Genomic DNA, 25,695 nt, shown 5'->3' on the forward strand with positions numbered 1-25,695 from the left:
CTTGCTTTTCGATTATTGCTTTATTGTGGCAGAGCGATGCGAATACCGAGTCCGATAAATGCACAGCCCGCCAAGCGGTTCATGGTGGTGGCGGCCGATTTCTTGCGTTGAAAGAACGCTCCGACCATGCCGGAAAAAAGGGCCACCAGGCTGAAAATTGCCAGTGCCTGTGCGATGAATACCACCGCCAGCAGCAGCATCTGCGCCGGAATATGACCGGCGCCTGCATTCACGAACTGCGGCAGGAATGCGATAAAGAACAAGGTCACTTTCGGATTTAGCATGTTGGCGATCACGCTCTGCCAATAGATGCGCGACAGCTGCATGGGTTCGGCATTGCCTTGCAAATGGATCGCCGAGTGAGAACGCAAAGTACGCACGCCGATGTAGATCAGATACCCGGCGCCGGCATAACGCAGCAATGAGTAAGCCAGCGGCGAAGCCTTGATCAGCGCGGCAAAACCCAGTACGGCCAGCATGGTATGGAACATCAAGCCCGAGCTGAAACCCAGCGCGGAAACCAGGCCGGCTTTGCGGCCCTGCGTTATCCCGCGCGTCAGCACGTAGATATTGTCCGGCCCCGGGGCCAGGGTCAACGTCATTGCGGCAATCAAGAATAACCAGACTTCAGGCATGCTCGTACTCGGTTAATAATTTTTCAATCTTACGATTCAAGAACGGCGAACGCATTGCCGATCTCTTCCCCAAATTTGTCCAGGAACATCAGCTGACGCACATATTGCGCAGCCTGCTGGAAATCCCGTGCATCCAGCAAAGCGCCGATGCGCTGCAGATCGGCCTTGCGGGCTGCGCGCAGTTCGCTGTCCAGTTGTTCCAGCGCCGGCACGCTCTTCGCGGCGCGCGCATCGTCCAGCGTTTCGCGCCATTCCATCTGCTGCATCAGGAACGCCGCCGGCATCGCCGTATTCGACTCGGCCTGCAACTCAACGCCATTCAGTTCGCACAGATAGGCGGCGCGCTTGAACGGGCTCTTGAGCGTCTGATAGGCTTCGTTGGCGCGCGTCGTCCATTGCATCGCCACACGCTTTTCAGCGCTGCTGGCGCTGGCGAAACGGTCCGGATGCGTCTGGTTCTGCACTTCGTGATAGGCGCGCTCCAGCGCCGCAAGGTCCAGCGTGAAATTTTGCGGCAGATGGAACAGTTCGAAATGATTTTGCATAGTTCTCAAAACAAAAGCCTGTTGGAGTGCAACAGGCTTGGTCATCCATCCAATCCAACGTGATGCAGGGTCAACCGGACCGTCTGAAATCCAGCGTCAGATCCGGAAACTCTCGCCGCAACCACACTCATCCTTGACGTTCGGGTTGTAGAACTTGAAGCCCTCGTTCAAACCTTCGCGCGCAAAATCAAGCTCGGTGCCATCGATATAAGGCAGGCTCTTGGGATCGACAAACACCTGGATCCCGTGCGATTCGAACACGGCATCTTCGTCAGTCTTCTCGTCCACGTATTCCAGCTTGTAAGCCAGCCCCGAGCAACCCGTCGTGCGCACGCCGAAGCGCAGGCCGATGCCCTTGCCGCGCCGCTCGATGTAGCGGTTGATATGCTTCGCCGCTTTTTCAGTAAGTGTGATTGCCATATGCCGTCGATCTCTTTCCGCTAGATTAGCTTTTTAAGCTGCCTGCTTCTGCTCGCCGTGCTTGGCTTTGTAATCCTCAACCGCGGCCTTGATCGCATCTTCAGCCAGGATAGAGCAGTGAATCTTGACCGGCGGCAGCGCCAGTTCTTCGGCGATCTGGGTGTTCTTGATCGACATCGCCTGATCCAGCGTCTTGCCCTTGACCCATTCGGTCACCAGCGACGACGAGGCAATCGCCGAACCGCAGCCGTAGGTCTTAAACTTGGCGTCCTGGATGATGCCGTCGGCGCCGACCTTGATCTGCAACTTCATGACGTCGCCGCATGCAGGCGCGCCGACCATACCGGTACCCACGGTTTCGTCGCCTTTTTCAAAAGCGCCGACGTTGCGTGGATTTTCGTAGTGGTCCAAAACTTTTGCTGAATAAGACATTTTGCTACTCCTTGTTTGATGCCGCGGCGGTGAGTGTCACCAGATTTACCAAACCGCAGCGAAATCCTGTTAGTGTGCCGCCCATTGGATCGAGCTGATATCAATCCCATCCTTGTACATATCCCACAGCGGCGACAACTCGCGCAGTTTGGCCACTTTGCTCTTGATCAGGCCGATCGTGAAGTCGATGTCTTCTTCGGTGGTGAAGCGGCCGATGGTGAAGCGGATCGAGCTATGCGCCAGCTCGTCGTTGCGGCCCAGCGCGCGCAACACATACGAAGGCTCCAGGCTGGCCGAAGTACATGCCGAACCGGACGATACCGCAATATCCTTGATCGCCATGATCAGCGATTCGCCTTCGACGTAGTTGAAGCTGACGTTGAGGTTATGCGGCACGCGGTGCGCCATGTCACCGTTGATATACACTTCTTCCATGCTTTGCAGGCCGTTCGCCAGACGATCGCGCAGCGCCTTGATGCGGATGTTTTCCGCTTCCATTTCTTCGCGCGCGATTTCGAAAGCTGCGCCCATGCCGACGATCTGGTGGGTCGGCAAGGTGCCGGAACGCAGGCCGCGCTCATGACCGCCGCCATGCATCTGGGCTTCCAGACGGACCCGCGGCTTGCGCCGCACGTACAGAGCGCCGATGCCTTTCGGACCATACGTCTTGTGGGCCGTGAAAGTCATCAGGTCGACCTTCCATTTTTCCAGGTCGATTTCCACCTTGCCGGTAGCTTGCGCCGCGTCGCAATGGAAAATGATGCCCTTTTGGCGGCACAGCTCGCCGATTTCCGGGATCGGCTGGATCACGCCGATTTCATTGTTGACCAGCATCACCGATACCAGGATGGTGTCGGGGCGGATCGCCGCTTCCAGCTGTTCCAGCGTGATCAGGCCATTGTCTTGCGGCTGCAGATAAGTCGCTTCGAAGCCCTGCCGCTCCAACTCGCGCACCACGTCCAGCACAGCTTTGTGCTCGGTCTTGACCGTGATGATGTGCTTGCCCTTGGTCTTGTAGAAATTGGCTGCGCCCTTGATCGCCAGGTTGTTGCCTTCGGTCGCGCCCGAAGTCCAGATGATCTCGCGTGAATCGGCGTTGACCAGCCTGGCGACCTGCTCGCGTGCATCTTCCACGGCTTTTTCAGCAGACCAGCCATACATATGGCTGCGCGAAGCCGGATTGCCGAACTGCTCGCGCAGGTAGGGAATCATCTTGTCGGCAACACGCGGATCGATAGGCGTGGTGGCCGAATAATCCATGTAAATCGGGAAGTGAGGCGCCTTCAATGTGTCTATCAGGCTTTTTTCCAAGGGTGCGTTCATACTTTTTCTAGCTCCAATCAAGCAACCAGGTGGGACCTATGCATCACCACCACATTTTGTTCCAGGGTCTTCTTCTGCTGCGCTTGCTGCTGCGCATGTTGTTGGTCTACCAAATCCTTCAGCGACACCGAATCCAGGTATTCGACCATCTTGGCATTCAAGGTCGACCACAGATCGTGCGTCATGCAACGGCTGCCGCCCTCGTGGTCCGGGCTGTGGCAGTTTTCCTTGCCGCCGCACTGGGTCGCATCCAGCGGTTCGTCGACCGCGATGATGATGTCCGCCACCGTGACGTCTTCGGCCTTGCGCGCCAGGTTGTAGCCGCCGCCTGGCCCGCGCACGGATTCAACAATCTGGTGACGGCGCAATTTGCCGAACAATTGTTCCAGATATGACAGGGAAATCTCTTGACGCTCGCTGATTGCAGACAAAGTTACCGGACCTTTACCCTGCCGCAATGCCAAATCGATCATCGCAGTTACCGCAAACCGGCCTTTTGTAGTCAGACGCATGTAATCTCCGCTCTCAAACCTATCCTATCCGCGCATCCTTTTTTTCGGGACTACGTAGTGTAACGCCAGTATACCAAACTTGAGTGAATCCGTCAGGTATTGCCCGATTCCCGGATTCCCGCGCCGGCCGTGGCTTTGGCGGCAATTGTCATTTATACAAACACAACAAATAAGGGCATTATCCGGACCGGAGCCAGCTCAGGAAAATTGCCTTATATACACAGACTCCTATAACAAGAACAGTACAAAAATAGTGTTAACAGCAAAAAATTTATTCCAGGTTGGTACGCATATGAGCTGCGCTTAAACCTATAATGTCGACCCTCCGCACAGTCCTCTTTTGAGCAGCACTCAGTATGGCCATCCGCAAATCCAAGACACCGCAATCACCGACGCAGAGAGCTGACCAGAAACGCGTCGACATCCTGAAATCCGCAGGAAAGTGCTTCCGCAAGACCGGTTTTCACCAGACTTCCATGCAGGAAATCTGCAGCGAAGTAGGCTTGGGGCCAGGTGCCGTGTACCGCTATTTCACCAGCAAGGATGCGATTATTGCCGCCATGGCAGAGGACGAACGGCGTCAGGCACGCACTTTATTGTCAGAATTTCACGATACCGACGACCTGCCGCAAGCCTTGTCGGCCATCACCCGCGCCTTCGCCCAGCGTTACGCGGCCATCAGCGACGCTGGTCTGATGACGGAAATCTACGCCGAAGGCTTGCGCAACAAACGCGTCGGCGCGGTGATCAAGAAAGCGGAGACCGAGTGGGTGGACGGCCTGGCGGACATGCTGCGCACCGCCCAGCAACGCGGCCAGATCGACCAGGCCCTGGATGCGCATGCGGCGGCGTTGCTGCTGACCGCCATGTGGGACGGCATCGTGATCCGGCAAGCTTACACGCCGGAATTGCCGGAGGCGATGCTGGCGTTGTTTGACGACATGCTCAAACGCTGGCTGGCTAGCGCCACGCCAACCGCCGTCGTCGTTGCCGGCAGCAAACGCGCCAAACCCGCACCAGCGCCAAAAGCTGCGGCGCCTGCCGCCGAGCCGGAACTGGATCTCGGTCCGGCGCCGGCAGCCGACAAACCGTTGTCCCAGGCCGAAATCGATTTACGGCAAATGAGCCTGATCTGAATCCAGGACCAAGCGTCTTGCGATCATGCTGCGCGCCGCAATAACTGCATCGGCCCGAACAAGGCCTGCATGCCGGCGTTACCGATGAAACTGAGATTGTAAGGATGCTCGGCCACCGCTTTCGGGAAGCGTGCGGTCACCGGATAAGCATTCAACTGCTCGGCAATTTTCCCCCACAACACCAGCGTCGGCAGACCCTCGCCGCGCTTGTCCGCCGCATCGGCCAGCCCTTGCAGCACGGTTTGCATGAACGGCTGCCAGGCCTTGGCATCTTTCACCGGCGCCACATCCGGACGAAACACCAGCGTAGCGTTTAACAACAAGAACCCTTGCCCCACCATATTGGCCTGTAAATCGGCCAGCAACTGGATCGCCGGCGAGCCGCCCGCTTGCGCCCGCTGCGCCACTTCCGACATGGCGTCGCCGGTGGTGCTTTCAATCGCCAGCTGGCCATCCGCCACCAGCAACATCTTCATAAAATTACGCAAGGACGTGGCGCGATTGACCTGCTTCGACAAGCCCTTCTCCGACCACAAGGAGCCGACGGCGCCATCCATGAAACACACGCCGGTAGCGCTCGCGGCGCGCGGATAAGGCCCCTCGCCCACCAGCACATAGCGCACCGCGGCCAGCGGCTGGGCGAAGGCGGCAAACATGCGGCCTTCCGAAGGCAGATAGTCGGCCGCGGCCAGATCCTGCAGATAGGCCGGATTAGCCTGCGCTACGGCGCGCAAGCCCTGTTCCAGAATAGTCAGCCAGGAAGCATGCACGCCATCTAAAGCAGCACGAATTGAAACGGGAAGAAAATCAGTCATCGCTCTCGGTAAAAAAAACAGGTCGGTCAAAACAAACAGCACGAACAGGGTTGCAAGAACCCTGCACTCAGAACGCAATATTGTCGGCCCCAGGCGCGCCGAACAATTGCGTCTTCAACACATGCAACTGGTCGCGCACTTGCGCGGCTTTTTCGAACTCCAGGTTCTTGGCATGATCGATCATCAATTTCTCCAGGCGCTTGATTTCCTTGCTAACCTGCTTTTCGCTCATCGCCTCGTACTTGGCCTGGTCCTGCGCCGCATGCAATTCTTCGCGCGCTTCTTGCGGGCTGTAGACGCCGTCGATCAATTCCTTGATCTGCTTGCTGATGCCGACCGGCGTAATGCCGTTCGCCGTATTGAAGGCAATCTGCTTGTTGCGGCGGCGCTCGGTTTCGTCGATCGCACGGCGCATGGAATCGGTCATCCGGTCCGCATACAGGATCGCGGTGCCGTTCAGATTACGCGCGGCGCGGCCTATGGTCTGGATCAGGCTGCGCTCGGAACGCAGGAAGCCTTCCTTGTCGGCATCCAGGATCGCCACCAGCGACACTTCAGGAATATCCAGGCCTTCGCGCAGCAGGTTGATCCCGACCAGCACGTCGAAGGTTCCCAGACGCAAATCCCGGATAATCTCAACCCGCTCGACAGTCTCGATATCGCTGTGCAGATAGCGCACCTTGATGCCGTTATCGCTGAGGAATTCAGTCAGTTGCTCCGCCATGCGCTTGGTCAGCGTAGTCACCAGCACGCGCTCGTTCTTCTTGATGCGGGCATTGGCCTCGGTCATCAGGTCATCGACCTGGCTCAAGGCCGGCCGCACCTCGATGGCAGGATCGATCAAGCCGGTCGGCCGCACCACCTGCTCCACCACCTGGCCGGCACGCTGGTTTTCATAATCGGCCGGCGTCGCCGACACGAAAATCGTCTGCCGCATCTTGCCTTCGAACTCATCGAAACGCAGCGGCCGGTTATCCAGCGCCGATGGCAGCCGGAAGCCGTAATCCACCAGATTGGTTTTACGCGCGCGGTCGCCGTTGTACATGCCGTTAAGCTGGCCGATCAGCACATGCGATTCATCCAGGAACATCAATGCATCCTGCGGCAGGTAATCGACCAGGGTCGGCGGCGGCTCGCCCGGCAAGGCGCCGCTCAAATGGCGCGAGTAGTTTTCGATGCCCTTGGTGAAACCGATTTCCTGCATCATTTCCAGATCGAAACGGGTGCGCTGCTCTATGCGTTGTTCCTCGATCAATTTATTTTCCTTGCGGAAAAATTCAAGCCGATCACGCAATTCATCCTTGATGGTGTCGATAGCACGCAGCACCGTAGCGCGCGGCGTCACATAATGCGAACCGGGATATACGGTAAAGCGCGGAATCTTTTGCCGCACACGGCCGGTCAGCGGATCGAACAGCTGCAGGCTTTCGATTTCATCGTCGAAGGTCTCGATGCGCAAGGCCAGCTCGGCATGCTCGGCCGGAAACACATCGACCGTATCGCCGCGCACGCGGAAAGTGCCGCGGCCGAAATCGATTTCATTGCGGCTGTATTGCATCTGGATCAAGCGTGCAATCAGGTCGCGCTGGCTGACCTTGTCCTTGGCGCGCAAGGTCAGGATCATCTGGTGGTATTCGTTAGGATTACCGATACCGTAAATCGCCGACACCGTTGCCACAATCACCACATCGCGCCGTTCCATCAGCGATTTGGTGCATGACAGGCGCATCTGTTCTATATGCTCATTGATCGACGAATCTTTCTCAATGAACAAGTCGCGCTGAGGCACATAGGCTTCCGGCTGGTAATAATCGTAGTAACTAACGAAATATTCCACCGCGTTATGTGGAAAAAACTCGCGAAACTCGCTATACAGCTGGGCCGCCAGCGTCTTGTTCGGTGCAAAAACGATGGCCGGCCGCCCCATGCGGGCGATCACGTTCGCCATCGTATACGTCTTGCCGGAGCCCGTAACGCCCAGCAAGGTCTGGTAAAACAAGCCGTCTTCCACCCCCTCTGCCAGTTTGGCGATCGCCGCAGGCTGGTCGCCTGCGGGCAGAAACGGCTGGAACAATTTGTACGGCGAATTGGGGAAAGTGACGATTTTAGACTCGTCAACGCTACTGGAAACCTGTGATATGTCAGCCATGGGCCTCGACCTTTGGTAGAATAAGCGGTAGTAAATCCGCGCCGATCAGCGAAGTATTCGTGACCCGGCACAGCATTCAACCCGACTGCAAGATTCGATTTGCAGCCAACTTTTTATGTTATCACGATGAACGCACCTCTTTCAGCCTCCCTCTTCACCGCCATCGAAATGGCGCCACGCGATCCTATCCTCGGCATCACCGAAGGTTTCAATGCGGATCAAAATCCAGGCAAGACCAACCTCGGCGTCGGCGTCTATTACGATGACAACGGCAAGGTGCCGCTGCTGGAATGCGTGCAAAAGGCTGAAGCGCTGCTGATTGAAAAACTGGCGCCGCGCACCTACCTGCCGATCGAAGGCCTGGCTGCTTACGACAAGGCCGTGCAAGAACTGGTATTTGGGGCCGACAGCGCCGTAGTTCAAGAGAAACGTGCGATCACAGTGCAAGCCATCGGCGGCACCGGCGCATTGAAACTGGGCGCCGATTTCCTCAAGCGCTTCGCCGCAGCCGATGCGCAAGTCTGGATCAGCGATCCGAGCTGGGAAAACCACCGCGCGCTGTTTGAATCGGCCGGCTTCACCGTCAACAACTATCCTTACTACGATCCGGCCACCCGCGGCGTCAACTTCAGCGGCATGCTGAACGCGCTCAAGACCATGGCCAGCGGCTCTGTCGTGGTGCTGCACGCCTGCTGCCACAACCCGACCGGCGCCGACCTGACCGATGCCGAATGGACCCAGGTCATCGAAGTAGTGACCCAGCGCGGCCTGATTCCTTTCCTCGACATGGCCTACCAGGGTTTTGGCGACGGCATCGAAGCCGACGGCCAGGTAGTACGCCGCTTCGCCGCAGCCGGCGGCCCATTGTTCGTATCGAACTCGTTCTCCAAATCGTTCTCGCTGTACGGCGAGCGCGTTGGCGCACTGAGCATCGTCGCTGCCAGCAAAGAAGAAGCCGGCCGCGTGCTGTCGCAATTGAAGCGCGTGGTACGCACCAACTACTCCAACCCGCCTATCCACGGCGGCCAGGTAGTCGCCACCGCCCTGTCGTTGCCAGAGCTGCGCAAGCTGTGGGAAGAAGAACTGGCCGGCATGCGCGTACGGATCCGCGAAATGCGTCATCTGCTGGTCAAGAAACTGAAAGAACAAGCGCCAGGCCACGACTTCGATTTCGTCACCAAGCAACGCGGCATGTTCTCCTACTCCGGCCTGACCAAAGCCCAGGTTGACCGCCTGCGCGACGAGTTCTCGATCTACGCCGTCGACACCGGCCGCATCTGCGTGGCCGCACTCAATACAAAAAATATTGATAATGTTGTCGCCGCAATCGCAAAAGTCCTGTAATATTCGGCTCCCGGAGAAGTTGTAAGGACTGCTCCGGGGATGTAGAAAAGTTTAGAAAAAGCTTTGACAACTCAGCGAATTCAAGACTATAATTCTGCTTCTTTCAATTCCCTGATAGCTCAGTTGGTAGAGCGACGGACTGTTAATCCGCAGGTCCCTGGTTCGAGTCCAGGTCGGGGAGCCAAGATTCTAAGGGGCCACATGCAAATGTGGCCCCTTTTCTTTTGCCCTTCAACTCTGCAATTCCTCACGGCAAACTTGACGTCAATCTCGTGACGCGTAACTACCGGTTTCGCCTCAGCTCCGCCTCGACATTCAAGACTACACGTCGGCTGCCATGCTGATCGAAATCGAGCACAAAATATCAAAGCCCCTGATTCAAATCCTTTTATCATTCGTCCATTAAGGAGAACTGATGAATTATCTCGATCAAATTCAACGCGGCGTCGACTATATCGAAGCCAATCTTGACCAGCCAATTTCCATCAGTGCCGTGGCAAGCGGAGCCGGGCTGAGCCAATGGCATTTTCAACGCATCTTTAAAGGACTGACGGGCGACACCGTCAAGGACTACATCCGCTCGAGAAGGCTCGGGAAAGCACTTGAGCAATTGCTGAACAGCGACAAAAAAATCATCGACATCGCAATGGAAGCGGATTTTGAAAGTCAGGAAAGCTTTACACGGGCGTTTAAATCCGCGTTTGATACTACGCCGGCTGAATATCGAAAAATAGGAAAGAGGCGCCCATTCCCGCAGAAGGTAAAGTTCGATCAAGACTACCTTGAACATATCAACAAGAGGATGAATACCGTCCCTGAAATTTATGAGCAAAAGGAAATGCACCTTGTGGGGCTAAGGACAAGTTTCTTTGGCACCGATTCCGAGAAAAACAATATTGGCGAAAAACTCCCGCCTCTGTGGCAGCAATTCCTTCCCCGGCTATCCGAAATCAAGAACACGGTTGGCGGTACCTGTTACGGCGTCGTCAGGCAGATAACAAAGAACAGCGATGAACTGGAATATTTTTGTGCGATTGAAGTGACGGCGCTCACGGATATCCCTGACGGAATGCTGGCGATTAAAATCCCGGCATGCACCTATGCCAAATTTACGCACAACGGCGCCGTCAGTTTGATCGACAACACCATCAACTATATTTACTCGACCTGGCTGCCGCGCAGCGGAAGAAGACACTCCAGTGCGGCCGATCTGGAGTTCTATGGCGCGGGCTATAACCCCAGCTCGAATGAATCGGTCATGCACTATGCCATCCCGATAAATTGATCACGAGAGGACCAGCAAACATGAATGCAGATCTTGAGAAGACGTGGGAAAAATATACTTCTGCCTGGAAAATGACAAGCAAGGCGGACAGGCTGGCTATATTTTCAGAGGTACTCGCGGATAACGCCGTCTACACTGACCCGCTGACGCAAGCGGCATCATGGGACGAGCTCATCAATTACATGGAGAACTTACATCGACAGATTCCCGGCGCCCATTTCGTCACAACCTGTTTCATGTCGCACCATCAAAAAAGCATCGCTAACTGGGAAATGAAAACGCAGGAGAACATAACGGTGGGAACCGGGATCAGTTACGGCGAGTATGACGATCAAGGCAGGTTGCTCAGCATGAATGGTTTTTTTGCGAATAACTCTTGAAATTTACACACAGGTGGAGCCAGGTCTTGCTCTGAGGCAAACGAAAATTCACCTGGCCGGCGCTGCCAGCATCCTCTCCTGCACCTCCGAAGACAAAGGCTTCTGCCTCATCCAGTCGGCCAAGAGTCGATCATAGCCGGCCGCGTAAGCCAGATATTTACGGCTGCCGTCAGGCTTCACGGAAAACGAACGGATGCCGTGATCCGACTGCGGAAAAACCGCAATCGCGATATCCTTGCCGCTGCCGCGCAAGGCATTCAGGCGGGCGATGGTCGGCGCACTGGGCGCCACCGAATCGTCTTGCGCAAACACCCACAGCTGCGGGATGGCGAGCTGCCGCAGCACTGCCAGCGAATCGTAATGCCAGATCACTTGCGGGCTTTCGCCGCGCGCCCGTCCCACCTCGCCGCGCAGCAGCGTGCCACTGTACTGGCCATCGACTTTCGCCAGCCAAGGCTCGCCCGCGTATTTATCCTTAGCGTGCAGCAATTGCGGCATGCCGCGACGGAAATCCGATGCGGCGACGTTGCCGGCCAGGGTAGTTAACGTACGCGCCTTGCCGATCACATCTTCGCCGTAGCCGAGCTGGCGCAACTGGTAATCAACCTGCCACTGGTCCTGCTCGATCGGCGTGCCGATCACGCCATAACCGACCACCAGGAAATCGGCATGCGCCTTGAGCGCCGCCAGCGGCGCGACCCAGCCGCCCTGGCTGAAGCCGGCGAGGCCGACGCGGCCGATACGGCCGGCGCCCAACCGGCGCGCCTCCCCTACCGCTGCTGCGGCGTCGCCCGCCAACAGCACGAAATCCTGGGTATAAACGCCGCCTGAGCCGCCAGTGCCGCGCTTGTCGAACAAGAAGGCGGCGACGCCTTGGCTCGCCATCAGGAATGCATGGTTGCTAGCATCCACCGTGGCGCTCGATTCGGATCCGTGCACCAGCACGAACAGCGGCGGTTTGTCGCCGCCAGCCATCGGTTCGATCAGTTCGCCATTCAGCTGCACCGCACCGGACATGAAACGGGTGCGGGTAATCCGCAGCGGCAACCGCGACCATTGTTGCGCGTCAGCGCCGGAAAACTGCAAGTCGAGCGAAGCGGCCTGGCATCCGGCATAAGTCAGGCGCCCCGCCAGCCTGGCCGGATTATCGGCATCCTGCGCTGCGTTCAGGACGCCGTCGCCAGCCATTTCAAAGACGCCGCTGCGACCGTTGAAATCAGTCGCCAGCAGTGTCTGCGGAAAGCCCGGGCGCTGGGTCAGGGTGACGATTTCGCCCGCCGGTGAACGGTAGGCGCCGGTAAGACAGGCCGGCGCCGCCGGCGGCAGGGACTGGGCAAAAGCCGCGTCTGAAAAGCAGGCAAGCGCAAATACTGAATAGAAGAGAATAGTAGAGGTTCGAGCTTTGGTGGATGGCATTTGAATTCCTTGGCGTAGGTGCCAAATCCTACCCGATATACTTACCGCAAGGCAACTACGCTGCCTGAGCCAAACCCGCGCAGCGGTCAATTGGCACTAGCGTCTGCGCTGGCAAATAATAGAATGTCCGGCCCGCGGCAAACGTCGATAATTATTCATGCGGCTTTCCGACTAATTCGAAGCTCGGACGGTTAATCCGCAGGTCCCTGGCTCGAGTCCAGGTCGGGGAGCCAAGATATATAAAGGGTTGCATGCAAATGCAGCCCCTTTTCCATTTCTGGCCTGTGACGCAGACGTGACAGGCACACCACGTTCCCCTCCCTTCTTCGATCCTTGACGCCGCAGCTTGCAAATTTCGCGCAATGATCCACCATCACATGCGACTTCTTGCCGCCTAGCTGTAGTTCATCGCCGCGCCGATCGGCAGCCGCCGCGGGGTCTGGACCCGGCCTCTGCTTGGACTTTCAAGAACATGGCGCTTCTCAAAATTTACCGGCGGGCAGCAGCCAGTTCCTGGGCAGACTGTAGTGCTGCTCGCTCAGCAGATCGATGCCGCAATCCAGCTGCTCGACCCAGGCTATGAAGCGGGCCACCATTTCCGGTCCCTGGAACATGCAGCCGTGCTGCGGCACGATGCACTGGATATCCAGCTGCCGCACCATCGCCGCCCACAGGCGGCAGGCACGGTTGCCGCTCATATAGCGCCGGTGGAAGGATTGCATGTTGCGCAAGTGCGCCGGGAAATCGCTCACCGGCTGCGCCGCTTCGCTGTTGCTGACCATCGACGCTCCCAGGTCGCCCGAGAACAGGATCTTGCTGACCGGGTCGTAGAACTGGAAATTGCCCTCTGAATGCAGGAAGTGCGCCGGCAACGCCAGTACTTCGCTCTGGCCGATCTGGATGCGCAAACCATCATCCGGGATAGAGATGATGCGGCCGGCGGTTTTCCCCGCCGGGCAAAAATGCGGGATGAAACGCGACCACAGCTTGGAGATGACCACCTGGCATTCCGAGCCGGTCAGCCAGCGGCCGACCGAGGCGACGATGTCGGGATCGGCATGCGAAGCCAGGATATATTTCAGTTCCTTGGGCGGGAAGAAGCGGCTCAGCGCGATGAACAGTTCGTTGTAGGTCATCTGGCCGCCGGGATCGATCAGTGCGCCCTGGCCGTGATCGCAGATGAAGAACTGGTTGGTCTGGACCACTTCGCCTTCATCTTCTTCAATCAGGTCGGAAAACATGACGCAGACGTGCTGGCCGTTATTGAAGAGCTCGGTAGCCATGGATCTTTCAAGTGAAATGAATAATCGACAAGCGTAGTACGGAGTGCGGCTGCGGTTCCTTGATAAAGATCAAATTATTGACAGTTTGCAACGACGGCAAGTTCAGCTGCTGCACTGACGCAGCTAAGATATATGACCAGCTTGTTGCCAGCTCCCTGATCGGATCGGAACGGGATGCACGGCGCCAGTACCGCCGCCGCTATTAGAAAGACAGTCGACAGATGCCGTATAAATTTGAGAAATCCAGCGCCCTGGCAATCGCCCCATCCCAATTCTGGGCGCACGCCAGGTTTGCGGACGTCAACGCTGAGCTCATGCCATGGGTGCACATGATAGCCCCCGGAGACTGGAAGTCGCGTCCGCTCATTGAATGGCCCGCCGGGCGGCAGTTGTTTAGCAGCTGGGTTCTTCTGTTCGGTTTCCTTCCGGTCGATTTACATTTCTTGTGTCTGGAACGGATCGATCCGGAACGCGGCTTCGACGAACGTTCCAGTTCCTTCAGCAACAGATTCTGGCAGCATTCCCGCAGCGTTGTGCCATGCGAAGGCGGCTGCATCGTGTCGGACCGGGTCGAGTACGCGTCCCGCTTGCCGCTGCTCGGCGCCATTTTATTGCCGGTCTACCGCGCCATCTTTGACAGCCGCCATCGTTTCCTCAGGCGGAAATATGGACGAGCTGCCGACCAACAATCGATCAAGACATGATGATTTCTGCATTGCCTTTAACTCGTCGCCCCACTTAGGTAAGACTCTTTTGTTAAGCCAGCATTGTTGTTCTTCGTGATTTATGATGCGCAGATACCTGATTTTGGTACCGGCGAGACGGGTCGGGAGCTATTGGAGGCACTCCCCCGGCGCTACATGCGAGTGCTTATCCAGTTGCATGCGCTGGTAGAATCGGCGAGGGAGATGTAAAGAAAACCCGTTCAATCTCGCATTGTCGTTGTTTGAAGAAACATAAAGGAAATTTGGATGAGTTGGATTGTATACACTGATGGTGGCGCGGCCCCTTCCAATCCCGGCCCTGCCGCGTGGGGAGCGGTCATTATTACGCCTGACAAGATTGTCTCGCACCACAAAGGATTTATTGGACATGGCACCAACCAAATTGCCGAGCTAACTGCTGCGATAGAAGGTCTTCTGCTCATTCCTGCGGATTCCAAAGTAGAGCTGGTGTCGGATAGTCAGTACGTATTAAAAGGCTTAACAGAGTGGCGCAAGGGCTGGGAGAAAAATGGCATGCGGAATTCCAAAAAGGAGTTGGTCGCCAACTTAGAGCTATGGAAGCGGCTATACCATGTCGCGGATGCGCGCAAAGTGGTGACCCGCTGGATCAAAGGCCATAGCGGCGATAAATATAATGAGCAAGCCGACATGCTGGTTGGCGAGGCGATTGCATTAGCGCGCATGAACGCGGTATGAGGATGGAAAATCTATGATGACAATATTTGCAGTACCCGTTTTCGATGCGACTGTAATCGTCGAAGGTAATGAGCTATTCAAAGGACAGGGTTCGGCGACGCGTTGGGCCGAACGTTTGGCCGCTGAAATTGGCGACAAGGTGGTTGCGAAAAAGATCGGGAACGGCTGGGCATTGTGTGGCTCGGTGGATGGCATCGATTGCGTGTGGGGCATTCACGGGCAACGGCTTAAACGAATCAATTGAAGGAAACTTAGTCTTTGGTGCTGCTCCGGCAGCGATTGGGAGTAGCTCAGCTCCTGACCCGGAAGCTGGCATTTGCATCTTTCTGTAACGTGTCACCTACGCCCTGCCGCAGTCGTCTCGCCAGATGCCTTGAGCCGACGCGAAATCGCCCGGACTGTGGAACTGGGTAATTGCCGTCAGATAGCGTTGAGCGGGATTTTGAGATAGCGAACGCCGTTCGAATCGGCGGGCGGCAATTCTCCGGCCCGGATATTGACTTGTACCGAAGGCAAAATCAGAGTTGGCATTTCCAGCGTCGCATCGCGCGCCTGGCGCATGGCCACAAACTGTTCTTCGCTCACGCCGTCATGCACGTGGATATTGTATTTTCTCTGGGCGCATACGGTGGTTTCCCAAGCGGGCTCCCGGCCCGCTGGCGGATAATCGTGGCACACGAAGAGCCTGGTGGCGCCCGGCAGGTCCAACAGCTTGCGAATGGAGCGATACAACTCGTGCGCATCGCCGCCGGGGAAGTCGCAGCGGGCCGAGCCGACGTCGGGCATGAAGATCGTATCGCCGACAAAGACCGCATCCCCAATCTGGTAGGCCATATCGGCAGGCGTATGGCCAGGTACATGGAGTGCTCTGGCGCTCAGGCCGCCAATGGCAAATTCTTCGTTTTCTTCAAACAAATGGTCGAACTGCGAGCCATCGGGCCGGAACTCCGGCTCCAGGTTAAACAGCTTCTTGAAGACGCCCTGCACGCTGCGGATATTCTGCCCGATGGCAATCCTGCCGCCCAGATGGTTTCGGAGATAAGGCGCAGCCGACAAATGATCAGCGTGAGCATGCGTCTCCAGGATCCACTCCACCCGCAACTCGTGCTCGCGCACGAATGCGATGACCTTGTCGGCATTTGCCGTCGAGGTCCGCCCCGCGTTGGGATCATAGTCCAGCACGGAGTCAATGACGGCGCACTCCGGCTGCCCTTCCTGGTAGACCACGTAGGTCACGGTCCAAGTCGCGGGATCGAAGAATGGTTGTATGACGTGCGGCATCAGGGGTCTCCGTGGACATAAAAACACTACTCGCAATAATTATATCAAATGATATAATATATTAAGATAAATTATCTCATTAATATCTCAGCATATGAACGAGACTCCCGCCATTATTGACCTTGGCACCATGCAGGCCTCTGCGACGCGAGCCTGCGCGCTGCTCAAGGTGCTGGCAAATCCGGACCGGCTACTGCTGATGTGCCAGTTATCCCAGGGCGAGCTATGCGTGAATGAGCTGGAGGAGCGGCTCGACATACGGCAGCCTACTCTTTCCCAGCAACTCGGCGTGCTGCGTGAAAACGGCCTGGTCGCAACGCGGCGGGACGGCAGGAGCATCTTCTATTCCATTGCAAGCGCGGAAGCGCTTGCCGTGATGAGGATTCTTTATGAACAGTTTTGCGCCAATGTCCAACAGGAGACAACATGTTGATGGATCTAGGAAACTTCACACCCGGCTTGTCGCTGGCCGGCGGGCTGCTTATTGGCGCGGCGGCAGCCGTGCTGGTTCTCTTCAATGGCCGTATCGCCGGAATTAGCGGCATCCTCGGAGGAGCGCTGAGTCTGCCGCGCAACGACATGGCATGGCGTATAACCTTTCTCGCAGGCTTGGTCGGCGCCCCAATCCTCGCGAACGCGTTCGGCAATCCGGCGACTCCCGACATTCAGGCCGGCTGGGGCGAAATCCTCATCGCCGGCTTTCTGGTTGGCCTCGGGACCCGCTATGCCGGCGGCTGTACGAGCGGCCATGGCGTCTGCGGCATCTCGCGCGGCGCCATCCGCTCGCTGATCGCGACGGCGACCTTCATGGCGGCGGGCTGCGCGACCGTCTTCGTGCAACGACATCTGATTGGAGGCTGAAATGACCGCAGTCACTGCATTGCTGGCTGGCCTGCTCTTCGGCATCGGCTTGATGGTTTCCGGCATGGCCAACCCGGCAAAGGTGCTTGGCTTCCTCGACCTGGCAGGACGCTGGGACCCGTCGCTGGCCTTCGTGATGCTCGGTGCGATAGCCGTCGGCTCGCTCGCGTTCTTCATTGCCAAACGCCGCAAGCGCTCGTTCCTGGGATTGCCCGTCCAGCTGCCAGCCAGTGCGAAGGTAACGCTGAGATTGGTTTTGGGAAGCGCAGCATTCGGCATCGGCTGGGGCCTTGCAGGCTTCTGTCCTGGTCCTGCGCTAGTCGCCTTGGGCGCGGGTTACCCGAAGGCATGGGGCTTTGTTGCCGCCATGGTAGCCGGCATGCTCGTCTTCGATATGCTCGAGCGGGTGAAGTCGAATCGGCAGCAGGCTTTAAACCACCTCGAATAACTCGTTTTTGCCCCGGTGAGGCGGCGCATCGTAGCTGGACGAATTTCAGTTGAATACTTTTTGGTTGCGTGACGCAAGAACAGCCATTCCGGCACTGCCTATCAGTCCGATCGGTCCGATTGAAGGCCGAATTTGGCCCCTCGGCCTTCGCATCAGAACGCCGGGAGACCTCGCTCTTTCAACATGACAAGTCGCTGCAGGTTGTACGAACCAAAACGTGCGCTGGCCGCGTTGCATGGCTTGCCACCATACGTTTTGGTTTGAACGCATCTCCCGAATTGAATGTTAACAGGCCCTAGAGCAAGGCGTTCAGCTCGACCTGTATCTTGATCAGCGCCGGCAGGCAACGCTCCACCATCTGCTCGATCGGCATGCGACCGGCGTGCACGCTGATGTTCATCGCCGCCACCACTTCGCCGCGGAAGTTCTTCAGCGGGACGGCGATGGTGCACAGGCCAAGTTCCAGTTCCTGGTCCACCAGCGCATAGCCGCGCGCACTGGCACGCGCGATCTCTAGCGCCAGGCGTTCCTTGTTGACGATGGTGTGCTCCGTGATCTGCTCCGGCTGGGTACGCGCCAGGAAAGCCTCGAGCTGCTGCGGCGTCAGGTTGGCCAGCAGCATGCGGCCGTTAGCGGTGCAGTACGCCGGCACCCGCGTGCCGGGCTGCAGCGTGGCCGACACCAGTTGCCCGGCACTGACGGCGGCCACGCACACCAGCTGGTCGTGATCGAGCACGCCGACCGATGCGGCTTCCCCCAACCCATACGCAAGGCGGTACAACAGCGGCTGCACCACGCGCGGCAGCCGTGCCGAGTGCAGGTAGGACTGCCCTAGCCGCAATACCATCGGCGTCAACGAAAACAGTTTGTTCTCATGCCGCATATAGCCGAGGTGGGTTAGCGTGATCAGGTAGCGCCGCGCCGCCGCGCGCGTCAGGCCAGTGCGTTCGGCCACCTCGGCGATGCTCAGGCGGCTGCGTTCCTGGTCGAAGGCTTCGATCACTTGCAGGCCTTTTTCCAGCCCGGCGATCAAGTCGCGCCTGGCTGGCAGGTCGATTTCGGTATCCATGATAAATAAACGCAAATTTGGGCGATATTCGCACAAATTGTGCGCATAGCGAATATAGCATGCCTTAACTCCCTTGTGACGGAGTGACGGCTTGCATACCATCGTCTTCATCCCTGCCGCATCACCTACAAGGAGTCATGCTTTGAAATTCGATGCCATCGCACCCGGCGTTTATCCGGAACTGATCTATCCACCCTACAAATCGACCGTCAAGCGCGGCCCGGTCCAGCCGTCGCTGCGCATCGCCGCAGGCTTGCCGGTAGAACAGAATATCGCGCCGTCGCCGCGCATCCTCTTGCCTAACGACATGGACCTGACCGCACAGGGCGACGCTGAACCGCTGGGCGAGAAAATCGTCGTCACCGGCCGCGTGCAGGACGAAGACGGCAAGCCCGTGCGCAACTCATTGCTGGAAGTCTGGCAATGCAATGCTGCCGGCCGCTACCGCCACAAGCGCGACCAGCATCACGCGCCGCTGGACCCGAACTTCCACGGCTGGGGCAAGATGATGACCGATGACGAAGGCCGTTACCGCTTCGTCACCATCAAGCCCGGCCCTTACCCGTGGGGCAATCACGACAAGGCATGGCGCCCGGCCCACATTCATTTTTCCCTGTTCGGCAACGTGTATGCGCAGCGCCTGGTAACGCAGATGTACTTCCCCAGCGATCCGCTGTTCGACTACGACCCGATCTTCCAGAGCATTCCGGACCTGGCCGCGCGCCAGCGCCTGATCTCGCGCTACAGTCTGGAGCACACTGTGGGCGACCAAATGCTGGGCTATGAATTCGACATCGTCCTGCGCGGCCGCGACGCCACGCCGATGGACAATTAAGGAGAGTACCGAATGAGCAAAATCACGACCTCGCAAACCATAGGCCCGTTTTCCCACGAAGCCTGGAACTGGGCGACCGAACTGAGCGCCGCCGACCGCCTGCAAACCAGCGCGCCGACCATCGTCGTCAGCGGCATCATCTACGACGGCGACGGCGTTCCGATCAACGATGCCCAGATCGAAGCCTGGCAGCCGGCCGCCGCCGCTGCGGAATCCGGCCAGGCGATTCCCGGCTTCCGCCGCCTACCCAGCGACGACGCGGGAAAATTCAGCCTGCGCTTGTCAGTATGCCCGCAGGCCCAGGGGGAACCGGCAGCCTACGTGACGGTGTTCGCGCGCGGCCTGGTCAAGCACCAGTTCACCGCCGTGTTCCTGGAAGACGATGCTGGACTGGGGGATTCGGCAATACTGGCGCAAGTACCTGCTGCTCGCCGCCCCACCCTGATCGCTGCGCAAACAGGCGCCGGCCGATACAGCTGGAACATACACATGCAGGGCGAGCAGGAAACGGTATTTTTCGACTATGCATGATTCTGAATCGGAGCCGCAGTGAGTGTATCCATCTTCGATAGCTTCCTGACCACCACCGACATGATCGCCGTCTTCGACGATGCGGCGATCGTGCAAGCCATGTTCCGCTTCGAGCAGGCGCTGGCGCAGGCACAGGCCGACGAGGGGCTGCTGCCGCCTGCCGCGGCGCGCGCCATCGCCGCCGTCTGCAATGCGCAGCTGTATGACATCCCCGCCATCATCAGCGCCGGCCGCCGCGCTGGCAGCCTGGCGATTCCATTGGTGAAAGAGTTGACCAAGACCGTGGCGCTGTATGACGCCGAGGCTGCCGCCAAGGTCCACTGGGGCAGCACCAGCCAGGACGTGATCGACACCGCGATGGTACTGGCCACGCGCGACGCCCTGCAGTTGCTGGACGACGGCCTGTGCGACCTCAGCGGCCGCCTGCTGCAACTGGCGCAGCAGCACCTTGCCACGCCGGTGTTGGCGCGGACGCTGATGCAGCCGGCGCAGGTGACCAGTTTCGGTTTCAAGCTGACCGGCTGGCTGGCCCCCCTGGTGCGCGCGCGTGCGCGCCTGCGGGAGTGCGCGGCCCGCGCGCTGCAGCTGCAGCTGGGGGGGGCCGTCGGCACGCTAGCGGTAATGGGCGAACAAGGTCCAGCGGTTGTTAGCCGCGTGGCCGCCATCCTGGGCTTGAAGGTCGCCGATGCGGCCTGGCACACCCAGCGCGACGATTGGGTGCGGCTCGGCCTGGAGGTTGCAGTGCTGACCGGCAGCCTGGGCAAGCTCGCCACCGATTTGAGCCTGATGGCGCAAGGTGAAGTCGCCGAACTGGCGGAACCATCCGGCAATGGCCGCGGCGGCTCATCGGCCATGCCGCACAAGCGCAATCCGGTATCGGCCATGATCGCACTGGCCGCCGCCACGCGCACACCGCAGCATGGCGCGGCCCTGCTGGCGAGCATGGGCCAGCAGCACGAGCGTGGCCTGGGAAACTGGCAGGCCGAACTGGCCGAGTGGCCGGGCCTGTTCCTCAGCACGCACGGCGCCCTGCAGGCGTTGAACGATGCCTTCGCCGGCTTGCAGGTTGACAGCGCGCGCATGCTGCGCAATATCGATGCGCTGCAAGGACTGGTGTTCGCCGAAGCCGCAGCTGCCTATCTGGCGGCCGTCATCGGCCGTCCGCAGTCCCATGAACTGCTGGAAAAGATGAGCGGCGTCGCGCTATCCACCCAGCGCCATCTGGCCGAGGTGCTGACCGCGGCGGTGCAAGCCGATCCGGCGCTGCGCGGCCATGTCGATCTGCAGCACCTGAAGACACTGTTCGATCCCGCGGCGGCAACCGCGCCGGCACACCGGCTGGCGCAGCGGCAGTTGCAAAGCCTGCGCGGCGATATTGCTGCATTGAACCTGGCCCACACCTATCATAAATAAATGAGCACAACATGAGCTACGATCCTATCGACCACGACTTCGAGCGTGGCCTGAATAACCGCCGCAGCATCCTGGGCGACGCCTGGGTGGAGCGCTCGCTATCCAACGCCAACAGCTTCAATGCCGAATTCCAAAACCTGATCACGCGCTTTGCGTGGAACGAAATCTGGGGGCGGCCGGGCCTGGAACAAAAGACCCGGCGCGCCATCGTCCTGTCGATTACCGTCGCGCTGGGCCGCTGGGAAGAATTCGACCTGCACGTGCGCGCCGCGCTGCTGGGCGATCCGGAAAACCGCCTGACGCCGGACGAGCTGAAGGAAGTGCTGATGCAGTCGGCCATATACGCCGGCGTACCGGCCGCCAACACGGCATTTACACACGCCCTGGTGATCCTGCGCGAAATCGGCCCGCAGATCGGCTACCTGCTGGAGCCGCTGGAGCCGGCAGCCGTCACGCATCCCGGCATCGGCCTTGAAGGCCGCAGCAGCGGCAAGCCCTCTCTGCACTATACTGCGCGCGCGCGCCATAACGGCAAGGCGCCGCGCCACACGGTGGTGCTTAGCCACGCGCTGGGCTGCGACTTGACCATGTGGGACGAGCTAGCCAATCTGCTGGCCGAAGATTGCCGCGTGATCGCTTACGACCATCGCGGCCACGGCAGTTCGGAAGCAGCGCCAGGCATGTACGACATGGCGTCGCTGGCCGATGACGCTGCCGCTCTGTTGCGCGAACTCGATACCGGATCGGTGGTATGGGTAGGGCTGTCGATGGGTGGCATGGTCGGCCAGGAGCTGGCTCTGCGCCATCCGACGCTGGTCGGTGCGCTGGTGCTGGCCAATACCACGTCCTCCTATCCGGACGCGGCGCGCGAGATGTGGCAGCAACGCATCGCCACCGTGCAAGCACAAGGCGTGGAGGCTATCGGCGATGCAGTGATGGGGCGCTACTTCACGGACGAATTCCGCGGCAGCCATGGCGCCACAGTGGCGCGCTTCCGCCGGCGTGTGGTCAGTACCGATGCCATCGGCTACGTCGGATGCTGCCATGCGGTCGGCAACGTCGACACCACCGCGCGGCTAGGCGCAATTACCGTTCCTACGCTAGTAATCGCCGGCGAATTGGATCAGGGCACGCCAATAGCGATGTCGCAGACGCTGGCGAACGGCATACCCGGTGCGCAATTTGATATATTGAAAAACGCTTCACATCTGAGCTGCATCGAGCAGCCGCAGGCCTTCGGCCAGGCGGTGCGTAGTTTCATCGAGAATCTATAAGCAACGGCGGCGCCGCCTTCAAATCAGGCGCCGCCGCAGGAAAACTTATACGCCCGGATCGCGCGCCTTGTCGAACTCCACGTTGTAGAACGAACCGCCAGTTGCTTCCGCCTTGCGGATGTACACCGTCTGCAAACGGCTCATAGCGTGGTGTCTCCTACTGTATTCAATGCTGAGGCTTCATACCCGCTCAATGACGATGGCAATGCCCTGCCCTACGCCGATGCACATGGTGCATAGCGCATAGCGGCCGCCGGTCCGGCGCAGCTGATACAGCGCGGTGGTGACAAGCCGCGCGCCGCTCATGCCCAGCGGGTGGCCCAGTGCAATCGCGCCGCCCAGCGGATTGACGCGCGGATCATCGTCCTTCAGGCCCAGCTCACGCAGTACCGCCAGTCCCTGCGAGGCGAAGGCTTCGTTCAGTTCGATGATGTCCATCTGGTCCAAAGTCATGCCCAGCTGGCGCATCAGCTTCTGCGTGGCCGGCGCCGGGCCGATGCCCATCAGACGCGGCGCCACGCCTGCCGCCGCCATGCCGACAATGCGCGCGCGCGGTGTCAGGCCGTGGCGCGCCGCTGCTGCGGCGCTGGCGATCAGCAACGCGCAGGCGCCGTCGTTGACGCCGGAGGCATTGCCGGCCGTGACGCTGCCATCAATACGCACCACGCCTTTCAGCCTGGCAAGTGCTTCGGCGCTGGTCTCGCGCGGATGTTCGTCCTGCGCGAAGACGACAGGATCTCCCTTCTTCTGCGCTAGCGACACCGGCACGATCTCGTCGGCGAACAGGCCGTCGCGCTGGGCGCGCGCGGTCTTTTGCTGGCTGGCCAAGGCGAACTTATCCTGGTCGGCACGGCTTATCTTGTATTCGTCAGCCACATTTTCGGCAGTCTCCGGCATCGCATCGACGCCGTACAGCTGTTTCATCAGCTGGTTCGGGAAGCGCCAGCCGATGGTCGTGTCGTAGATGGCGGCGCTGCGCGAAAACGCCGCGTCTGCCTTGCCCATGACGAAAGGCGCGCGCGTCATCGATTCCACGCCGCCGGCGATCATCAGGCTGGCGTCGCCGGACCGGATCGCCCGCGCCGCCGTGCCAACCGCATCCATGCCCGAACCGCACAGGCGGTTGACGGTGGAGCCGGGAACTTCCTGCGGCAGACCGGCCAGCAGCGCCGACATGCGCGCCACGTTGCGGTTGTCTTCGCCGGCCTGGTTGGCGCAACCGTAGATCACGTCATCGACTTCTTTCCAGTCGACGCCGGCATTGCGGCGCATCAGTTCGCGCAGCGGCAGCGCGCCAAGGTCGTCGGCGCGCATGTCCTTCAGCGCCCCGCCGTAGCGGCCGATGGGCGTGCGGATCGCATCGCAGATGAATGCTTCTTTCGCTTCTTTCATATTGTCCTCGTTCATTTCAGCGGCGGCAGCAGGGTTGCTGCGGTCGCAGCCTGCAATTCTTCAAAGCTCAGTCCGGGCGCCATTTCCCGCACCGCAAGTCCGGCCGGCGTAACGTCCAGTACGGCCAGGTCGGTATAGATGCGGTTGACGCAGGCCACGCCGGTCAGCGGATAGCTGCACTGTTCCACGATCTTGCTTTCGCCGCTCTTGGTCTGGTGATCCATCATCACAAACACCTGCTTGGCTCCGATGGCCAGGTCCATCGCGCCGCCGACGGCTGGAATCGCGTCCGGCGCGCCGGTGTGCCAGTTGGCCAGGTCGCCGTTGGCTGCCACCTGGAAGGCGCCCAATACGCAGATATCCAGATGGCCGCCGCGCATCATGGCGAACGAATCGCCATGGTGGAAATAGGCGCCGCCGACCAGCAGCGTCACCGGCTGCTTGCCGGCGTTGATCAGGTCCTCGTCCTCCTCGCCGGGCGCCGGCGCCGGGCCCATGCCGAGCAGGCCGTTTTCGCTGTGCAGGAACACTTCGCGCTCGGCCGGCAGGTAGTTGGCGACCTTGGTCGGCAAGCCGATGCCCAGGTTTACGTAAGCGCCTTCAGGGATATCCTGCGCCACGCGGGCGGCGATCTGTTCACGGGTGTAACGGTTCGTCATACGGCCTCCTGCACCACACGTTGGACAAAGATGCCGGGCGTGACGATCGCTTCCGGATCGAGCTCACCCAGCGCCACCACTCGCTGCACCTGGGCCACGGTAATTTTGGCCGCCATCGCCATGATGGGACCGAAATTGCGCGCGGTCTTGCGGTACACCAAGTTGCCCCAGCGGTCGCCGTGCAGCGCCTTGATCAGCGCAAAGTCGGCGTGGATCGGCGACTCCAGCACGTACATGCGGCCATTGATCTCGCGCGTCTCCTTGCCGGCGGCCAGCAGCGTGCCATAGCCGGTCGGCGTAAAGAAGCCGCCGATGCCGGCGCCGGCGGCGCGGATGCGTTCGGCCAGGTTGCCCTGCGGGGTCAGTTCCAGCTCGATCTTGCCGGCACGGTACAGCGCGTCGAAGTGTTGGGAATCGGCCTGGCGCGGAAAGGAGCAGATGATCTTGCGCACCCGCCCCGCCGCCAGCAGCGCGGCCAGCCCGGTGTCGCCGTTGCCGGCGTTGTTGTTGACGATGGTGAGCTCGCGCGCGCCCTGCTCGATCAGCGCGTCGATCAGCGCCGCCGGCATGCCGGCGTTGCCAAAGCCGCCGATCATGATGGTCGCGCCGTCATGGATGTCGGCCACGGCGCGCTCCATTGATTCAAATGTTTTGTCGATCATATTCCGTCTCGGTGATGCGCACGGCCGCTGACTTGCTGTCGTACGCTGCCGGCTGCCTTAGCCAAATATACCAATGTGTGCGATAATCGAACAAATAATTGATTACCGAACGTTTAGTGTATCCAGCAGTGAGTGCCCAGGTCAAGAAAAAACAGCTGTCGAACCCAACTCCTG

Annotated in this window: 29 protein-coding genes and 1 tRNA gene; 15 read left to right on the forward strand and 15 right to left on the reverse strand. The window is 59.2% G+C overall.

Going from position 1 to position 25,695, the window contains the following annotated elements; genetic code table 11:
* Nucleotides 1-20 precede the first annotated feature (20 nt).
* The 6 genes from BLV81_RS14025 to iscR all read right to left on the reverse strand — a co-directional run bounded on the left by BLV81_RS14025 (nt 21) and on the right by iscR (nt 3,867).
* Nucleotides 21-635, reverse strand: coding sequence for a LysE family translocator (locus tag BLV81_RS14025; RefSeq protein WP_092357268.1), 615 nt, complete (start codon nt 633-635; stop codon nt 21-23).
* A 29-nt stretch (nt 636-664) separates the two neighbouring features.
* Nucleotides 665-1,180, reverse strand: coding sequence for a Fe-S protein assembly co-chaperone HscB (gene hscB, locus BLV81_RS14030; protein ID WP_092357269.1), 516 nt, complete (start codon nt 1,178-1,180; stop codon nt 665-667).
* Nucleotides 1,181-1,276: 96 nt separating this feature from the next.
* Nucleotides 1,277-1,600, reverse strand: a complete 324-nt coding sequence (gene iscA, locus BLV81_RS14035) for an iron-sulfur cluster assembly protein IscA (RefSeq protein ID WP_014007106.1) — start codon at nt 1,598-1,600, stop codon at nt 1,277-1,279.
* A gap of 33 nt (nt 1,601-1,633) precedes the next feature.
* Nucleotides 1,634-2,032, reverse strand: coding sequence for a Fe-S cluster assembly scaffold IscU (iscU, locus tag BLV81_RS14040; RefSeq protein ID WP_092357272.1), 399 nt, complete (start codon nt 2,030-2,032; stop codon nt 1,634-1,636).
* A 69-nt stretch (nt 2,033-2,101) separates the two neighbouring features.
* A complete protein-coding gene (locus BLV81_RS14045) occupies nt 2,102-3,355 on the reverse strand; it encodes an IscS subfamily cysteine desulfurase (protein WP_092357274.1) in 1,254 nt (417 codons plus the stop codon).
* A gap of 17 nt (nt 3,356-3,372) precedes the next feature.
* Entirely contained in the window at nt 3,373-3,867 is a 495-nt protein-coding gene (gene iscR, locus BLV81_RS14050) for a Fe-S cluster assembly transcriptional regulator IscR (RefSeq protein WP_092357276.1), read from the reverse strand.
* A 356-nt stretch (nt 3,868-4,223) separates the two neighbouring features.
* On the opposite strand from iscR, the gene BLV81_RS14055 reads away from it, so the two are divergent.
* Nucleotides 4,224-5,003: a TetR/AcrR family transcriptional regulator gene (locus tag BLV81_RS14055; protein WP_092357278.1), complete on the forward strand. Its 780-nt coding sequence runs from the start codon at nt 4,224-4,226 to the stop codon at nt 5,001-5,003.
* 23 nt (nt 5,004-5,026) lie between these two features.
* Here BLV81_RS14055 and BLV81_RS14060 read toward each other — a convergent pair whose 3' ends face one another.
* Both BLV81_RS14060 and uvrB read right to left on the reverse strand, forming a co-directional pair.
* Entirely contained in the window at nt 5,027-5,818 is a 792-nt protein-coding gene (locus tag BLV81_RS14060) for a uracil-DNA glycosylase family protein (protein WP_092357392.1), read from the reverse strand.
* Nucleotides 5,819-5,885: 67 nt separating this feature from the next.
* The gene (gene uvrB, locus BLV81_RS14065) at nt 5,886-7,967 is read right to left on the reverse strand and encodes an excinuclease ABC subunit UvrB (RefSeq protein ID WP_092357280.1); all 2,082 of its coding nucleotides are present in this window, start codon (nt 7,965-7,967) and stop codon (nt 5,886-5,888) included.
* Nucleotides 7,968-8,093: 126 nt separating this feature from the next.
* On the opposite strand from uvrB, the gene BLV81_RS14070 reads away from it, so the two are divergent.
* The 4 genes from BLV81_RS14070 to BLV81_RS14085 all read left to right on the forward strand — a co-directional run bounded on the left by BLV81_RS14070 (nt 8,094) and on the right by BLV81_RS14085 (nt 10,976).
* Nucleotides 8,094-9,311, forward strand: coding sequence for an amino acid aminotransferase (locus tag BLV81_RS14070; RefSeq protein WP_092357282.1), 1,218 nt, complete (start codon nt 8,094-8,096; stop codon nt 9,309-9,311).
* 108 nt (nt 9,312-9,419) lie between these two features.
* Nucleotides 9,420-9,495, forward strand: a tRNA-Asn gene (locus BLV81_RS14075).
* 231 nt (nt 9,496-9,726) lie between these two features.
* A complete protein-coding gene (locus BLV81_RS14080) occupies nt 9,727-10,596 on the forward strand; it encodes a helix-turn-helix domain-containing protein (RefSeq protein ID WP_092357284.1) in 870 nt (289 codons plus the stop codon).
* A 20-nt stretch (nt 10,597-10,616) separates the two neighbouring features.
* Entirely contained in the window at nt 10,617-10,976 is a 360-nt protein-coding gene (locus BLV81_RS14085; protein ID WP_092357286.1) for an SPRY domain-containing protein, read from the forward strand.
* 48 nt (nt 10,977-11,024) lie between these two features.
* Here the strand turns inward: BLV81_RS14085 and BLV81_RS14090 are convergent, their stop codons facing one another.
* Together BLV81_RS14090 and BLV81_RS14095 are read right to left on the reverse strand one after the other, a co-directional pair.
* Nucleotides 11,025-12,392, reverse strand: coding sequence for an alpha/beta hydrolase family protein (locus BLV81_RS14090; RefSeq protein ID WP_092357288.1), 1,368 nt, complete (start codon nt 12,390-12,392; stop codon nt 11,025-11,027).
* Nucleotides 12,393-12,874: 482 nt separating this feature from the next.
* A complete protein-coding gene (locus BLV81_RS14095) occupies nt 12,875-13,675 on the reverse strand; it encodes an oxygen-binding di-iron domain-containing protein (protein WP_092357290.1) in 801 nt (266 codons plus the stop codon).
* Between the two features lie 221 nt (nt 13,676-13,896).
* On the opposite strand from BLV81_RS14095, the gene BLV81_RS14100 reads away from it, so the two are divergent.
* The 3 genes from BLV81_RS14100 to BLV81_RS14110 all read left to right on the forward strand — a co-directional run bounded on the left by BLV81_RS14100 (nt 13,897) and on the right by BLV81_RS14110 (nt 15,340).
* On the forward strand, nt 13,897-14,379 hold the full coding sequence (locus BLV81_RS14100) for a hypothetical protein (RefSeq protein WP_092357292.1): 483 nt from the start codon (nt 13,897-13,899) through the stop codon (nt 14,377-14,379).
* Between the two features lie 267 nt (nt 14,380-14,646).
* Nucleotides 14,647-15,096: a ribonuclease H family protein gene (locus BLV81_RS14105; protein ID WP_092357294.1), complete on the forward strand. Its 450-nt coding sequence runs from the start codon at nt 14,647-14,649 to the stop codon at nt 15,094-15,096.
* A 13-nt stretch (nt 15,097-15,109) separates the two neighbouring features.
* A complete protein-coding gene (locus BLV81_RS14110; RefSeq protein ID WP_369823882.1) occupies nt 15,110-15,340 on the forward strand; it encodes a hypothetical protein in 231 nt (76 codons plus the stop codon).
* Nucleotides 15,341-15,516: 176 nt separating this feature from the next.
* On the opposite strand, the gene BLV81_RS14115 is transcribed toward BLV81_RS14110, so the two are convergent.
* On the reverse strand, nt 15,517-16,377 hold the full coding sequence (locus BLV81_RS14115; protein WP_092357296.1) for an MBL fold metallo-hydrolase: 861 nt from the start codon (nt 16,375-16,377) through the stop codon (nt 15,517-15,519).
* Nucleotides 16,378-16,471: 94 nt separating this feature from the next.
* Between BLV81_RS14115 and BLV81_RS14120 the strand changes: the two genes are divergently transcribed.
* The 3 genes from BLV81_RS14120 to BLV81_RS14130 are packed head-to-tail and all read left to right on the forward strand — an operon-like array spanning nt 16,472 to nt 17,686.
* Nucleotides 16,472-16,810 (forward strand): ArsR/SmtB family transcription factor, encoded by a 339-nt coding sequence (locus BLV81_RS14120; RefSeq protein ID WP_092357297.1) that lies wholly within the window; start codon nt 16,472-16,474, stop codon nt 16,808-16,810.
* On the forward strand, nt 16,804-17,238 hold the full coding sequence (locus BLV81_RS14125; RefSeq protein ID WP_092357299.1) for a YeeE/YedE family protein: 435 nt from the start codon (nt 16,804-16,806) through the stop codon (nt 17,236-17,238). The genes BLV81_RS14120 and BLV81_RS14125 overlap by 7 nt, the downstream gene beginning before the upstream one ends.
* A 1-nt stretch (nt 17,239) precedes the next feature.
* Nucleotides 17,240-17,686: a YeeE/YedE family protein gene (locus tag BLV81_RS14130; RefSeq protein WP_092357301.1), complete on the forward strand. Its 447-nt coding sequence runs from the start codon at nt 17,240-17,242 to the stop codon at nt 17,684-17,686.
* Nucleotides 17,687-17,981: 295 nt separating this feature from the next.
* On the opposite strand, the gene BLV81_RS14135 is transcribed toward BLV81_RS14130, so the two are convergent.
* Nucleotides 17,982-18,755: an IclR family transcriptional regulator domain-containing protein gene (locus BLV81_RS14135; protein WP_092357303.1), complete on the reverse strand. Its 774-nt coding sequence runs from the start codon at nt 18,753-18,755 to the stop codon at nt 17,982-17,984.
* Nucleotides 18,756-18,897: 142 nt separating this feature from the next.
* Between BLV81_RS14135 and pcaH the strand changes: the two genes are divergently transcribed.
* Genes pcaH through pcaD form a run of 4 tightly spaced genes read left to right on the forward strand, consistent with a single transcriptional unit; the run spans nt 18,898 to nt 22,808 of the window.
* The gene (gene pcaH / locus BLV81_RS14140) at nt 18,898-19,590 is read left to right on the forward strand and encodes a protocatechuate 3,4-dioxygenase subunit beta (protein ID WP_092357305.1); all 693 of its coding nucleotides are present in this window, start codon (nt 18,898-18,900) and stop codon (nt 19,588-19,590) included.
* A 12-nt stretch (nt 19,591-19,602) separates the two neighbouring features.
* On the forward strand, nt 19,603-20,121 hold the full coding sequence (locus BLV81_RS14145) for a peptidase associated/transthyretin-like domain-containing protein (protein ID WP_092357307.1): 519 nt from the start codon (nt 19,603-19,605) through the stop codon (nt 20,119-20,121).
* Nucleotides 20,122-20,139: 18 nt separating this feature from the next.
* Nucleotides 20,140-21,534: a 3-carboxy-cis,cis-muconate cycloisomerase gene (gene pcaB / locus BLV81_RS14150; protein WP_092357309.1), complete on the forward strand. Its 1,395-nt coding sequence runs from the start codon at nt 20,140-20,142 to the stop codon at nt 21,532-21,534.
* Between the two features lie 11 nt (nt 21,535-21,545).
* Nucleotides 21,546-22,808, forward strand: a complete 1,263-nt coding sequence (gene pcaD, locus BLV81_RS14155; protein WP_092357311.1) for a bifunctional 4-carboxymuconolactone decarboxylase/3-oxoadipate enol-lactonase PcaCD — start codon at nt 21,546-21,548, stop codon at nt 22,806-22,808.
* A gap of 180 nt (nt 22,809-22,988) precedes the next feature.
* Here the strand turns inward: pcaD and pcaF are convergent, their stop codons facing one another.
* Genes pcaF through BLV81_RS14170 form a run of 3 tightly spaced genes read right to left on the reverse strand, consistent with a single transcriptional unit; the run spans nt 22,989 to nt 25,521 of the window.
* Nucleotides 22,989-24,200: a 3-oxoadipyl-CoA thiolase gene (gene pcaF, locus BLV81_RS14160; protein ID WP_092357396.1), complete on the reverse strand. Its 1,212-nt coding sequence runs from the start codon at nt 24,198-24,200 to the stop codon at nt 22,989-22,991.
* Between the two features lie 11 nt (nt 24,201-24,211).
* Nucleotides 24,212-24,859, reverse strand: a complete 648-nt coding sequence (locus tag BLV81_RS14165) for a CoA transferase subunit B (RefSeq protein ID WP_092357313.1) — start codon at nt 24,857-24,859, stop codon at nt 24,212-24,214.
* The gene (locus BLV81_RS14170) at nt 24,856-25,521 is read right to left on the reverse strand and encodes a 3-oxoacid CoA-transferase subunit A (protein ID WP_092357315.1); all 666 of its coding nucleotides are present in this window, start codon (nt 25,519-25,521) and stop codon (nt 24,856-24,858) included. The genes BLV81_RS14165 and BLV81_RS14170 overlap by 4 nt, the downstream gene beginning before the upstream one ends.
* Nucleotides 25,522-25,695: the final 174 nt, after the last annotated feature.

It is taken from the genome of Collimonas sp. OK242 (genome assembly GCF_900107095.1).
In the GTDB taxonomy this organism is placed as follows: Bacteria; Pseudomonadota; Gammaproteobacteria; order Burkholderiales; family Burkholderiaceae_D; genus Collimonas.